At 40.0% G+C, this 13107-nt stretch carries 12 protein-coding genes; 3 read left to right on the top strand and 9 right to left on the bottom strand.

Going from position 1 to position 13107, the window contains the following annotated elements; translation table 11 throughout:
• Positions 1-774 precede the first annotated feature (774 nt).
• The 3 genes from GJU39_RS22180 to GJU39_RS22170 are packed head-to-tail and all read left to right on the top strand — an operon-like array spanning position 775 to position 4707.
• On the top strand, positions 775-1557 hold the full coding sequence (locus GJU39_RS22180) for a 2Fe-2S iron-sulfur cluster-binding protein (protein WP_154283189.1): 783 nt from the start codon (positions 775-777) through the stop codon (positions 1555-1557).
• A 16-nt stretch (positions 1558-1573) separates the two neighbouring features.
• Complete coding sequence (locus GJU39_RS22175; RefSeq protein WP_154283188.1) at positions 1574-2557, top strand: FAD binding domain-containing protein; 984 nt, start codon at positions 1574-1576, stop codon at positions 2555-2557.
• Between the two features lie 14 nt (positions 2558-2571).
• Positions 2572-4707, top strand: a complete 2136-nt coding sequence (locus tag GJU39_RS22170; protein WP_154283187.1) for a xanthine dehydrogenase family protein molybdopterin-binding subunit — start codon at positions 2572-2574, stop codon at positions 4705-4707.
• A gap of 275 nt (positions 4708-4982) precedes the next feature.
• On the opposite strand, the gene GJU39_RS22165 is transcribed toward GJU39_RS22170, so the two are convergent.
• The 9 genes from GJU39_RS22165 to tssD (GJU39_RS23455) all read right to left on the bottom strand — a co-directional run.
• Positions 4983-5531, bottom strand: coding sequence for a hypothetical protein (locus GJU39_RS22165; RefSeq protein WP_154283186.1), 549 nt, complete (start codon positions 5529-5531; stop codon positions 4983-4985).
• 434 nt (positions 5532-5965) lie between these two features.
• Entirely contained in the window at positions 5966-6406 is a 441-nt protein-coding gene (locus GJU39_RS22160) for a tetratricopeptide repeat protein (protein WP_154283185.1), read from the bottom strand.
• 2 nt (positions 6407-6408) lie between these two features.
• On the bottom strand, positions 6409-7155 hold the full coding sequence (locus GJU39_RS22155; protein WP_154283184.1) for a GH-E family nuclease: 747 nt from the start codon (positions 7153-7155) through the stop codon (positions 6409-6411).
• 241 nt (positions 7156-7396) lie between these two features.
• Positions 7397-7894 (bottom strand): hypothetical protein, encoded by a 498-nt coding sequence (locus GJU39_RS22150; RefSeq protein WP_154283183.1) that lies wholly within the window; start codon positions 7892-7894, stop codon positions 7397-7399.
• Position 7895: 1 nt separating this feature from the next.
• Positions 7896-8732: a hypothetical protein gene (locus tag GJU39_RS22145; protein WP_154283182.1), complete on the bottom strand. Its 837-nt coding sequence runs from the start codon at positions 8730-8732 to the stop codon at positions 7896-7898.
• Positions 8729-10189: a polymorphic toxin-type HINT domain-containing protein gene (locus tag GJU39_RS22140; RefSeq protein ID WP_154283181.1), complete on the bottom strand. Its 1461-nt coding sequence runs from the start codon at positions 10187-10189 to the stop codon at positions 8729-8731. Before GJU39_RS22140 ends, GJU39_RS22145 begins: the two co-directional genes overlap by 4 nt.
• 6 nt (positions 10190-10195) lie before the next feature.
• Entirely contained in the window at positions 10196-12034 is a 1839-nt protein-coding gene (locus GJU39_RS22135) for a type VI secretion system Vgr family protein (RefSeq protein ID WP_154283180.1), read from the bottom strand.
• 280 nt (positions 12035-12314) lie between these two features.
• A complete protein-coding gene (gene tssD, locus GJU39_RS22130; protein WP_154283179.1) occupies positions 12315-12710 on the bottom strand; it encodes a type VI secretion system tube protein TssD in 396 nt (131 codons plus the stop codon).
• A 151-nt stretch (positions 12711-12861) separates the two neighbouring features.
• On the bottom strand, positions 12862-13107 hold a 246-nt coding region (gene tssD, locus GJU39_RS23455; RefSeq protein WP_280790424.1), incomplete at its 5' end, for a type VI secretion system tube protein TssD.

The raw sequence follows: 13107 nt of genomic DNA, 5'->3' as shown, positions 1-13107 counted from the left end.
TTTTATCCGACATCAGATCCAAGCCTTGATTTTTGTTAAACTTTTCATCAAGGAAAAGTTTAGAGCCCTTCGGCGGCAAGCCGAGGCAAGACAGCGCAGCGGCCAAATGATTGATAAGCCACAACAAGATAGATTGCTTCACGCCCTCACTCAACCCCCACTTCCGTTCGCAATGACGATTTTTCGCATAAGAGATAGATCCTGAAACAAATTCAGGAAGACGAGCGTTTTAACCCACTGCCTCTAAAGTAATATATTTACACCTCGCTATTGCCACCCTGCTCTCCGGCCTGGGAGATGATGGAAGGAGAAAACGTTAAAGCTTTCCCTACAAACTTTCAACCCACCACTCCCAAGGCAGCGCGTCTGTCCCGATCCTTCATCGGGAACTTGTGCTGCCGAAACAAAGCTTTAACGATTTTATCCGACATCAGATCCAAGCCTTGATTTTTGTTAAACTTTTCATCAAGGAAAAGTTTAGAGCCCTTCGGCGGCCAGCCGAGGCAAGCCAGCGCAGCGGAAATTCTCCATTGCGAACTGAATGACAGGGAGGAAAAAAATTTAGGATAATTAAAGTAAAATAACCACCCCCGCCCCTCCTAAATCAGGAGGGGAGTTCCCCTCATAGTTTTATACAGCAGTTCTGATCCGCCCTTCAAGGAATAAAACCGTATCATTTTCGATTGATCAAAACCAACCCTTTACAATGTTGTTAATCAACTACTGACCTCAACAACCCGTACTTTCAACTCCTCTCATTTCAAAAACAGCCTGATGAAACAAAACATTTCCCGACTCACCCCCGAAGAAGAAAAATTATTCGGCGACCTTATGCCCGAAGAACTAAATGAAGTACTGGATTCTGGCCTCAAACGACGACATTTCCTGAAACTAATGGGCCTGGCCTCTGCTGGTTTATTGGTGAGCCATATGGTAGGTGCAGAACAACTCTTCGCCAGATCAATGGAAATAGAAGAGATTCCGGATTTAATGCCTGCGGCAATAGAAAACGGCATTAATGTGAGTTTTAAGGTAAATTCAAGCACTAAAAAAGTATTGGTCGATTCGCGGATGACCTTGTTAGATACGCTTCGCGAACGCATTGGCTTAACAGGCTCGAAAAAAGGTTGCGATCATGGCCAATGCGGTGCCTGCACCGTAATTGTAGATGGAAACCGCGTACTCTCCTGCTTAACGCTTGCAGCAACCTGCGAGGGAAAATCAGTTATTACGATAGAAGGTTTGGCTAAAGAAAATGAGTTGAATCCCATGCAACAGGCATTTTTAAAACACGATGGTTTTCAATGTGGATTTTGTACGCCCGGTCAGATCTGTTCTGCCGTGGCGCTGATGAAAGAAGCAAAAGAAGGACAGGCAAGTTTCCTCACTAAAAATATCCGCGATAAACCCGAGGCAGTGCTGTTATCAGATGATGAAATTGCAGAGCGGATGTCGGGAAATATTTGCCGTTGCGGTGCATACCCGAACATAGTTGCGGCAATTAAAGAAGCACAAACCGGAAAAAATATTGAGCAGAACTGGCTCTTCGCAGACTAATATTAATCATCAGATTATGACCCCATTTAAGTTTTCAATAGCAGAGAACCCTTCGGCAGCGATAGGCTTGCTTCAAAAAAATAATAGCGCTGCATTTTTAGCTGGCGGCACCAACATTCTCGATTTAATGAAGGAACATGTAACCAATCCAACAGAAATTATCGATTTGGGTCGCCTGCAGCTTAACACAATAAAGCCAACTACTTCCGGAATTTCTTTAGGTGCCCTGGCTAAAAATACCGAAACGGCAAACCACCCCATCATTAGAAAAGATTATCCGCTGTTAAGCAAAGCAATTTTGGCAGGTGCCTCTGCACAGATCAGAAATATGGCCAGCAATGGAGGCAATTTATTGCAACGCACGCGATGCAGTTATTTCTACGATATCGCCATGCCTTGCAACAAACGGGTTCCAGGCAGTGGCTGCGCCGCCATGGAAGGTTTTAACAGAATGCATGCGATTTTTGGCTGGTCGGAGAAATGTGTAGCGGTTTATCCTTCAGATATGGCCGTAGCACTATCTGCTTTAAATGCAAGTGTGAAAGTCATGCAGCAAAATGGCAATGAAAGAATTATCCCATTTGGTGATTTCCACGTGCTTCCAAAAGATCATCCGGAAAAGGACAACAGCCTGAACTTTGGAGAATTGATTACCACCATTGATCTTCCAAAAAATAACTTTGCCGGTCACGCCGCCTATGTAAAAGTAAGGGATCGTAACTCTTACGCTTTTGCCCTCGTATCTGTTGCAGCAGGTTTAGACTTGCAGGGCAACACCATTAATCAGGCGCAGATTGCGATGGGTGGCGTAGCACATAAACCCTGGAGAGCTTTAAACGCAGAAGCTTTTCTAAAAGGGAAACAGGCTACAAAGGTTAATTTTACCAAAGCCGCAGAATTGGAGATGAGTGCTGCAAAACCCTTATCTCACAATCAATTTAAGATTGAAATGGGCAAACAAACATTAATCAATGCATTAGAAATGGCGTTGAAAGGTTAATAGATTCTGAAGATATGAAAGATACTAAAAAGATTATCGGCCAGGGCATTGACCGCATAGATGGCATCATGAAGATCACCGGTAAGGCTAGTTACGCTACAGATTATCCGGCGAAAAACATGGCTTATGCTGTACTGTTTAAAAGCACAATTGCAGCAGGAAAAATTACCCGGATCAACACCGCTGAAGCGGAAAAGTTGCCGGGTGTAATTAAAATAATCACCCACGAGAATGCCCCTAAATTAAATGTGAAGGGTGGCTTACGCGGTGGTGCACTTTTGCAGGGGCCCGAAATTACCTTCCACGGGCAGCATATTGGGATGGTTGTTGCCGAAACATTTGAGCAGGCTACTGCCGCAGCTCATCTGGTTCAGGTTAAATATCAGCAAGATCAGGCAGAGAAGATAGACTTCGAAAAGTTAGCGAAAAACCCCGAAATGCCTAAAGGAAAAGAACTGGCAGACTTAGTGCGGGGCGCGGGTAAAGCGGCGCTGGTAAATGCAGAAGTAAAAATAGAGCAAGAATATGAAACGCCGATTGAGCACCATCATCCAATGGAGCCACATGCTACAGTAGCAGTATGGGAAGGCGAAAATTTAATACTATATAACGGATCTCAAATCATTAATGGCGCACAAACGGCAGCAGCTGCAACGTTAAATTTAAAGCCTGAACAGGTACGAATCATATCGCCTTATATTGGTGGTGGCTTTGGCTCAAAAGGCGGACAATGGGCAAATTTAGTATTAACAGCAGTAGCCGCTAAAATGACAAGCAGGCCCGTAAAATTAGCGCTCACCCGTCAGCAGATGTTTAATTCTGTAGGCTTGCGACAAAGAAATATTCAAAAGATTAGCCTTGGCGCTACTAAAGATGGCATATTAACTACCTTAGCCCACGAAATCATTTCGCATACAGCAGTCGATTCTGAATACATAGAACCTTGCGGCGACTGTTCAAAAGTGATGTATGAAGTGCCCAACTCATTAATCTCGTATCGGGTAGTACCGATGAATATTATTCTTCCAACCTATACACGTGGTCCGGGCAAATCTACCGGGAGTTTTGCGCTAGAATCTGCAATGGATGAGTTGGCACATCAACTAAAGATGGATCCAATTGCGTTGAGAATTAAGAATGAACCGAAAAAAGATCCTTCAAACGGGAAACCGTGGAGTTCCAGAACAACCGTAAAATGTTTAGAAGAAGGTGCTAAGGCCTTTGGTTGGGAGAAAAGAAAATCAACCCCGGGAACTAATTTTTCTGGTGATGATTTAATTGGTTATGGCGTAGCCTGCGGCACTTATCCTGCCCGTCAGCGGGAAAGTTCTGCCGCAATTAAGCTCAGCCGGAAATCTAGATTGGTATATGCAGTTGTAGAAATCGCTGCATCAGATCTTGGCACAGGAACCAATACCATTCTTGCGCAAACCGCAGCAGATGGCCTGGGGATTCCGGTTGCTCAGATTACCATCAAACTTGGAGATTCAGATTTACCCCCTGCCGCGGGATCAGTTGGCTCCGTTGGCGCTTCGAGTTTTGCAAATGCAGTAAATGATGCATGTAACAAGATTACGGACGAATTGATTGCGAAATCTGGTAAACAATTCTTCGTGAGGCCAACTGCAAGTGACCTGATGAATTCAGAAAATATAGCTGCTTTTGAAACGCAGAGCACCTCTAAGGCACCTGTAGAAGCAGAGCAATATTCAGCACATAGTTTTAACGCTAATTTTGCTGAGGTTAGCATCAACAAAAACACGGGCATGGTAAAAGTTACCCGCTTTCTTGCCGTTACAGGTGCGGGAAAAATTCTGAATCCTAAAACCGCAAGGTCGCAGATTATTGGTGGAAACATTTGGGGAATCGGGATGGCTTTAACAGAAGAATCGGTTATTGATCCCCGGTATGGCAATTTTGCAACCAGATCTTTTGCAGATTACCACGTACCTGCTAACCTTGATGTTGGCCAGTTGGATGCCATGTTTATCAATGAAGTAGATTTGATTCCAAATAAAATGGGGGTTAAAGGTATTGGAGAAGTTGGAATTGTTGGGGTAGCTGCAGCAATCGCAAATGCTGTTTTTAATGCCATAGGAAAACGGATCAGATCTCTGCCAATTACGCCGGATAAGTTACTTCCTTCATAAACGAAGTTCACGAAACGTCCTCCTGAACTTGATTCAGGATCTTATTGGTTCAAAATTACTAATGCTACCAGCGCCTGTAAAGTCAGCGTTAGTAACTTTTAAAATTATATCACCTGATCTGTCTTATCTGTGTCCATCTGTGGTTAAACTAAATTCAGGAATCAAGTAACTCTCCTATTATATCTATTCCTTAAAATAAAAGAAGGGTGTAAGTACAATAAAATACCTACACCCTCTATGTTTTACTTCGGACTTCAATTAAAGTCAAGCGAAACTTATTGTCCCCAGCTTACCTGGATATTATGTTCCGCTGCATATGCTTTTCCCTTTTCCATCAAAGCATTATGTTTTTGTTCAAAAGCAGCACCGTACTTGGCATCGATACTTTTGATGATTTCATCTTTGTCGCTTTGCGCAGCCTGTGCATCGCATAATTTTGCATAGGCCAGGTATTCATTTTTATAAACCGGAATCACATATTCAAAGAGTTCGGTTGATAACTTTTGTATTTCTTTTTGTTCATCACCGGAGGCAGATAACTTTTTAATTTTATCAAGTGCCTGATCTAAGAATTGGATCTGGTAATTGATTTTGGTAACGGCTTCATTTCCCTTTTTTTTGCTTGATGGAATATCTGGAAATTCTTTCGCTTCATCGGCAATATGGCGGGCCAGATCTGCACTTGCAAAGTCATTAATGGTATTGGTGTTGAGAACGGTGATGTCGAAGAACTTTTCTGGCGATTCTGAACAGGATGATAAAAACAGAATGCTTAAAATTAATAAGGATAAAATTTGTTTCGGATAACGTACGATAGGGTTCATGATCATTTAAAATTTAATTAAGTGCTATAAAATTTGAGTTGGAGTATAAGCAAAGACTATACCGCATCTGCATAAATAAACCACTTTAAAACTTAAAACAATAATTAAACGTTTTAACCATAACGAAGACAGCCTAATAAAATATAGAAGTTTCCTATTCATTAGCTGCCCACTATTTCATATTGTCTTCTTTTTCCGGCACAATAAGTATAGTATATATGGTTATTCCAGTCGGCACTAAATTGGGCGTGTTTGAGGCCATTTATCCAGATTAATAATAATTAAGACTTCTAGTCCGCTATAAATCAATTTAAATGCCTTAAAATGCAACTATCATGCTTTAGGACTGGGATTTGGCTGTACCACGCATGCGGTGAAGAATAATTTTTATTTCAATTTGGTTGGAAGCAAACCAGAACCTTTTTATCTATGTTTTAAATATTTTCATCCGGGGCTTTTTCGGTTTCTTCCTTTATCAGTTTGAAATATTCAGGATTTTCATCTTCAAAAATCTCAGTTCCATCTAACATATAAGCACTCATAAAGTGGGTTTTTGCTTTTTCATAATTTTCTTGCTCAAAGTAAATCTGTCCTATTGAAAACCATACATAGGGATTTCCTGTCCCATCTGGACTCATGAGCACTTTTTGGTAGGCATCCATAGCTTCATTTAATTTCTGCTTATTAAACCAAGCATCACCAATGGCAACATAAAGCCACGTTGCTGCCTCCCATTCCATTTTTGGCTCGGGTAAAAGCGCTAAGGCTTCTTCGTACTGTTTCAATGCGGAAGTGAACTGTTCATGCTCTGCATATTGGTCTCCTTTTTCTGATAGTGCAGTTATTTTATCGTAGATTTCATCTGGTAATTCCATAGCTATTTTTTAATGTATTTTTCTGGATTACGGTAAAAATCAAAGTAGACATCATCACCGCTTCCATAGCAATGTCCTTCTGATTCATTATAAGCATTCCTGAAGAAATTGAGTGCCTCTAAATAATTATTTTCTTCAAAAAACACCTTTCCTTTCATAAAACTTAACTCACCAGGATGCTGCTGTTGCTTTTCGTCCAGAAATGCAAGTTGTAATAACCACCTATTTGCTTCTTCGAAATTCTTATTATGTTTAGAATAAAAAGTAATCAAAACCTTCGCCACCCTGAAACTCTCTTCCCAATCTTCTTTTGGATTTGGAATAGTATTCCACTTTTCAAGTTGCCATTTGACAAATCCATCAAAATCTTTATTTTTAAAACATTCTCGTGCATTTACCGTATATACGTCTATTATTTCTTGCACTTCTGCATTTAATTCTTTACTACTCATATTTATTCTTATTTTTAAGGGGGTAAGTATTCTTCTAATAATTGAGCTCCACGACTTTCTATTTGTTTTGTAATATTCATAAACATAATTTTTGGAGTCCAACATCCACTCCCTTACTTCATTCGATTTTGCTCCGTAATTTCGGCCTGTTTTATTCCACCACGAAACCGCATCTTCTATGTGCCCTATATCGGCTTCTTTAATATTTCGCCATATTTTATTTTCAGCGTCATAAAATTCCTTAACAACATTCCCAAAATCATCAGTAACTTCTCTAGCAGTATCTGATTTCTTCATCCTTTCAAAAACCTCTAGCCCTGTCTTGGAGGCTTTTCCTGGTGTTCTTCCTAAATACCTAAGTCTTTTACTGATTTTTTTAATTGTACCCGTAATACATTTTGCAAATTATGCACCAGCCACGCCAATACCCCACAAAATAAGTATGCCAGCCTTCTACTTCAAAGTTAAAAACTTTACGCTTTTGGTTGTTCTATTAGAATTCTCTTACAATAAAAAAGCGACGTTAAGTCGCTAGATATTAATTCTTTTTCCAATCTGGAGGAAGTTGGTAATTAATGGTATTTGATTCTTGAAGATGGAAAACATTTATTTTTTTTTCAATAGGATGCTGGCCTATTACTAATAAATATTTTGGATCTTCATCTGTAAAAAACTCATCTCCTTCTAAAGTAAACGATTGTTTTAAATGAACAATAGCATTGTCCATATCATTTAAAAGATAAAAAGAACATCCAAGTTTAAACCAGATAAAAGCGTCGTCTATACCATCTTCTGATATCAATGCAGATTGATAGTGTAAAACAGCTTTATGAAAATCTTGAAACTCAAAATAACAATTACCTATTTCCGTTTCCAACCAAGTATTTTCGTCATAATCTGCTTTTAATTCAGGTATTAATTTCAATCCAGAGTAATATATACCCAGGGCTTCCTTAAAAAGAAACTTACTTCTGAATTCTGATCCTTTAACAATAAAGTTTACTATCTGTAAATGTGCTTCGTAGCTAAGTTCCATATTAATATTCCATTGGTTTATAACTTAAACCCTTAACATTATTCTTTTTTAGTAATTGATAAAGTTTTTGCGATATAATGATTTGATTTTCGGTCACGCCGCCTGATCCAAAATACTCCTTGGTTGAAAATAAATCAAGAGTACCAGGATTACCGATAAAACTAGGGTAAAATCCCTTATCTAATAATGTATACTTTTTAATTCCCCAGCTTTCTACCTGCTGTATTTGATCTATTTGATAATCCTTTATATCTAAGTTGGCAGTTGCTGTACCCTGAGAAACTAATTGAACAACGGTTTTTAATTCTTTTTTAGTCTTATACTCTAGTACTGGCATAGATTTAATACCTAAAGGTTCAAAAAATTTTTCAAAGGTTTCTGGCTTAGTAAAAAGAAAATCTTCGATCCAAAAGCCTGAGCCTATAGATGAACTTCCCCAATTAGGTTCCTTTTTAAAATTAAAGTTATTTATCTGCCTCCCTTTAAGTAGGCCATATAGGGTATCTGTTTTCTCAATTTCAAAAACTCCTTTCAAATAAGGGTAAATATCAAAAGGAAATTCAAAATCTTCCTCTTCTGGCTGAGGGTATCCCAACATTTTTGAAGGATATACCATTAAATATGATGCCTTGCTCCTATCTATTTCTGAGAACACCGTATCATAAATGATATTTTCATTTGAAACTATGTTTAAAATATCTTTAATTACATCTAAATTAGGATCATCTTGATCTATAAAAAACACATCAAAGCCTGTTTCAACATTAATATCGTAATTTCTAAGTTTTTTTACTTGCTCAGAATTAAAATTTTTTAAAAATTTATATCTAATCTTCATAATCCTAATCCCTTTAATATTTCTGGATAATCTTTATATATCTCTTTTGCTGCATCCTCAACTTGCCTTGGCGTAGGTTTGGGTTTACCATAAGGAAAAGCCTTTCTCCATGCATTCGTAAAAATTTGATGTTCTTCTTTAGTTAAGACAACAGACAACATGTCTTTCTGAATTTTTGGAGGTTTAAATATATTAGCAAATCTTTTTTCAATTAAATGATGAACTTGTAAGCCCGTTCCTTTAGCTAATGCCTTCAATTCTTTATAACTCTTAAGGCCATATGTTGTTGCATGCTTTAGCAGCGAACTTAAACAAACCTGTGCATTATGCGCCAGCCACGCCAATACCCCCACAAAATAAGTATGCCAGCCTTCTACTTCAAAGTTAAAAACTTTACGCTTTTGGTATGCAAAATTATGTTTTTTAATAAAAGCCCAATCACCTTCTTTTGTTTGTAACTCATCGTCTTGCGTCAAGTCTGCAGCATCTTTCCACCCATCCCGGGTATAAAAGGGATGTTCTGCTGTTGTTTCGATGGTCTCCCCCTCTAGTGTAATTTCCACTGTAGCATCAACCTCGCGTTGCATAGTAGCTGTAACAGCTTTTAGTGCAATAGCACCACTTTCTTCATCCCATGCCCAAACCTCATCACCAACAACTATGTCCTCAATGTTTCTTTGCCCGGATGCCGCATGTACTTTTGTTCCGGCTGGGAAACAGGCAAAAACACAGACTTTACCTGTAGCCATTGCAATATCATCTACATGCTTGGCAAGGCTTTTTCCTAAAGCTTTTGCACCTAATTTGGTTAGTTTGGCTGCTTTTTTTACTTTATTGGCAGCTTTAATCACTTTTGCACCTGCTCTGGCCAATTTACCGGCCTTTACTCCAGCTGATGCAGCGTTACCAGCACCAAATGAGAATAGGCCACCCACATCCAATGCCAGTGATGCTACACTGAGCCCTACACCTAGCCAATCTGTAGGGTCTTTCATTCCAGAGCGTACAATCCCCACCACACCTCCTATAAACGGAACCATTTCTACAGCATCCCACCAACTTAATCCGTCTTCTTCTTTTTCTTGCTCACTATGCTCTCCGGTCATTTTATCCAAATCTTCCTGACTAACCGGTACCTGGCCGCTGGTCATGAATTCGATTTTGCCACCCACACTACAGGGCAATTTAGATTTAAAGAGTAAGGTTTCCTCTCCCTTAATTCTTACTTTGTAGGTATCCGTCCAGTCGATTGGCAGCGGTGTGCAGGCACCGCCAGTTACACTACATACCCCAAATGATGGGATATTTTTCTTTGGAATTTTATCGGCCTTGGTACAAGCCATGCAGCCATTAATTTTTACGTTCTTATTGGCCAGCCCCGTAAAAAAATTAGGGGCGGCACCCTTATCGCAATGGCAAACGGCCTGGTCTACAATATATTCTAATTCGTGAGGCATAATCTTTTAGGTTATATCGGTATCACTTGAATTAATTCTGACTGTAGCTGTTCCATTCATTTTCACGTTAGCACCATCTATTTTGGCTTCTGTACTCCCTTTAAATGAGGCCGTAGCAGTTGTACTTTGCAAACTTACATCTGTTTTACCGGTTATGGCTACCCCCATGGTTGTCGCATCAATCGTTATACCTTCGGTATCGGCTGTTGCAGCAATGGTTTTCTTCGCACTGATGGCGATAGTACCTTCTCCACCGCCTTCTTCGCCAGGTTGTGCGTTAATGGCAATACTGTTGCTCGCGTTTACAATAAAATCGGTGGTATTGATGGTGAATTTATTTGGGGCCGTAAGGGTGACTTCTCCGTTTCCATGCATGGTAAGCACATTTCCACTTGGATCTTTTACGTTGATGCTTCCATCATGATCATTCATAACAATGGTATTCCCACTTCTGGTGGTAAGGGATTTGGTTTGATTGGTTTGGCCACCACCTGAACCAATTTTACCATGAAAAATGGAACCCATTACAATCGGGCGGGCAATATTTCCCTCTTCAAAAGCGATGACCACCTGATCGCCTTTTTCCGGTACAAATGCAAAGCCCCTGTTTTTGCTTACTTTCTCACTGCTTCCGGCATCTGGTGTTACTACCCGGAGCCATTCGGTTACATTATTAGTTAAACATTCCCATTTAAACTTCACTTTTATGCGGCCCTGGCCTTCCGGGTCATCATTATCGATCACATCAGCCAACTGCATATCCGGGCTTGGTTTATCATAATTTTTCACGAGAATCCTTTCGGTATCAGCGACCACACCTTCGAAGGTATTGTGGTATTTACCTGTTCCATCCAGGTTGTGGGTAATGCTGGTGATGAGGAATTGCCCTAAGCTTTCTGTGGCGAAGGCAAGTTCCTGCCTGATGCTCATGGTAATTTCAGCAATGGTGCCGATGCCCAATTCGCAGTTATCTCCACTGGCATTTACTTTTAACAGTTCGCTAATGTGTGCTTTTTCTTCATTTTCTACATGGCTTTTGATGTCGCCCCCATTATCCACCCTGATTAGTGATGGCTGGTTGAATGTTTTGCTATACATCAGGTTAGAAGCCTTTATGGCATGTGCCAGATCTGGATTGCCATCTGCCTTGCCACTGCTTTCACTCTGCAGCATTTCATCCTGCTTGGGGTTATAGGCAAAACGCTTGTATTTAATAGGCGAAACTTCCATGGCATATTGCAGGTTGTGTACATCGCGGCCATAAAACAAGGCCACATCTTTCTGCACATCAGGCTTTCCAAAATTTAATTGCTGGCCATCATAGTAAAGCCACTCATGGTATTCGCCTGATAAGCGGTTGAGGAACTCCCAATCGCTTTCTTTATATTGGATGAGGTAATCAATGCTTGCCGTACGGCTGGCATTGGCTACTATTTTCAAATCGTTAGCAGGGGTATCATTAACAGCCAGTTTTACGATGTCGTTTAAATCCTTATCGAGATAGGAACCCAGGTCTTCACCACGGTCTATTAAGATGGTAGGACTGTAACCGCTTACAATTAAGACCCCATGATAACCATGGCTTTGGGCCAGTTCTACCCGGGTTACTAATCCTGAAAAATGTTGAAGTTGCTCATGTGAGTACCCAAAAGATGCGGTTAGGGTTTTACCTACAAAATCGCGACTGTCATTCAGGTTAATCAAACCTGGCGCACCCATCTGATCGTGGTTAAACCGCAGTTCGAAATAGTGATGGCTGTTGAAGGCCTGTTGAAGGCTGAAGGATGCGAAGTGGTTTATCGCCTTATCTTCTATATTTATCTCGGTGATGAGTTTCTTTTCCATATTTGTTTCTAGCTTAATTGCAACAACAACGAGAAAATGGGATGCTGCAAATGCCGCCGATGTGAAATGAAAAAAATGATTTCACTGGCAGGTAAGAATTTCCTATATCATCTATACCGGCATCAAAGTCAGTAAGATCTATGCTTAAGCATGCGAGATTTTGGTTAAGGGAGCATGAGTAGCGTGTTAATTTAAATGTACAGGCAATTATAATTGGGTATAATGCATCAAAAAGCAACTGGCAGAACCAGTCACTTCCTGATGATTTCTATTTTGAGAACTATGCCTTTGGCCAATCGTTTTCGTGTTCTGCATTACCCAATTTGAGTTTACGCGCAGATACGACGAAAGTAAGTGTCATTGGTGTATTGTCGTTTACAGCAATACCTTCGCTATATTGAACAATGTAACCATCTTCGAAGGTTAATTCTTTCATTTTAGCATCTTCTTCGCCTTTTTTGAAGGTAATTGTTCCTGCTTGTGGTTTATACTGGTTATTTACCATCGATTCGATTACCGAAGTATCTTCTGTAGATTCGATTTCAATGTTAATGGTTCCACCATATACACCCGAAGATGGACGACCTTTTGCATCTACATCTCTGTTTAATGAAAAACTGCACTGTAATACATCAAATTCCTTTGAACCTAATGTTAATCTGGTTTTAAATGCCATGATAATTTCTTTTAATGTTTGAAAAAATGAATAAAGTAAGCTTTGGGGATAGCGTTTGGCGTGGATTGAAGCGTAATGGTGGTTAGCATTTAGCGTTAATTACCTCATGCCTAATCCTTATACCTTCGACCTTTCTGCCCTGTACCTCCAACTAGGCTTTAGGCCAATCGTTTAGATGCTCTGCATTTCCGAGTTTCAGCTTTCTGGCTGAAATCTGGAATTTAAGCGTCATCGGATGATCACCAACAATGTTGATTCCTTCGGAATACTTTACAATGTAGCCATCTTCAAAATCGACTTCTTTCATTTTGGCATCTTCTTCAGATTTCTTAATTAAAAGGGTTCCGGTAATGGGTTTGTACTGGTTATTTACCATCGCTTCGATAATTGAGGTGTC

Origin of the sequence: Pedobacter petrophilus, from assembly GCF_009674725.1 — a bacterium.
GTDB classification, from domain to species: domain Bacteria; phylum Bacteroidota; class Bacteroidia; order Sphingobacteriales; family Sphingobacteriaceae; genus Pedobacter; species Pedobacter petrophilus.
The sequence above is the reverse complement of the archived record's forward strand: the minus strand, read 5'-3'. Positions and strand labels throughout refer to the sequence as shown.

Coding starts and splice junctions, on each gene's coding strand:
- GJU39_RS22180 (WP_154283189.1), top strand. CDS start 775: ATGAAACAAAACATTTCCCGACTCACCCCCGAAGAAGAAAAATTATTC.
- GJU39_RS22175 (WP_154283188.1), top strand. CDS start 1,574: ATGACCCCATTTAAGTTTTCAATAGCAGAGAACCCTTCGGCAGCGATA.
- GJU39_RS22170 (WP_154283187.1), top strand. CDS start 2,572: ATGAAAGATACTAAAAAGATTATCGGCCAGGGCATTGACCGCATAGAT.
- GJU39_RS22165 (WP_154283186.1), bottom strand. CDS start 5,531: ATGAACCCTATCGTACGTTATCCGAAACAAATTTTATCCTTATTAATT.
- GJU39_RS22160 (WP_154283185.1), bottom strand. CDS start 6,406: ATGGAATTACCAGATGAAATCTACGATAAAATAACTGCACTATCAGAA.
- GJU39_RS22155 (WP_154283184.1), bottom strand. CDS start 7,155: ATGAAGAAATCAGATACTGCTAGAGAAGTTACTGATGATTTTGGGAAT.
- GJU39_RS22150 (WP_154283183.1), bottom strand. CDS start 7,894: ATGGAACTTAGCTACGAAGCACATTTACAGATAGTAAACTTTATTGTT.
- GJU39_RS22145 (WP_154283182.1), bottom strand. CDS start 8,732: ATGAAGATTAGATATAAATTTTTAAAAAATTTTAATTCTGAGCAAGTA.
- GJU39_RS22140 (WP_154283181.1), bottom strand. CDS start 10,189: ATGCCTCACGAATTAGAATATATTGTAGACCAGGCCGTTTGCCATTGC.
- GJU39_RS22135 (WP_154283180.1), bottom strand. CDS start 12,034: ATGGAAAAGAAACTCATCACCGAGATAAATATAGAAGATAAGGCGATA.
- tssD (WP_154283179.1), bottom strand. CDS start 12,710: ATGGCATTTAAAACCAGATTAACATTAGGTTCAAAGGAATTTGATGTA.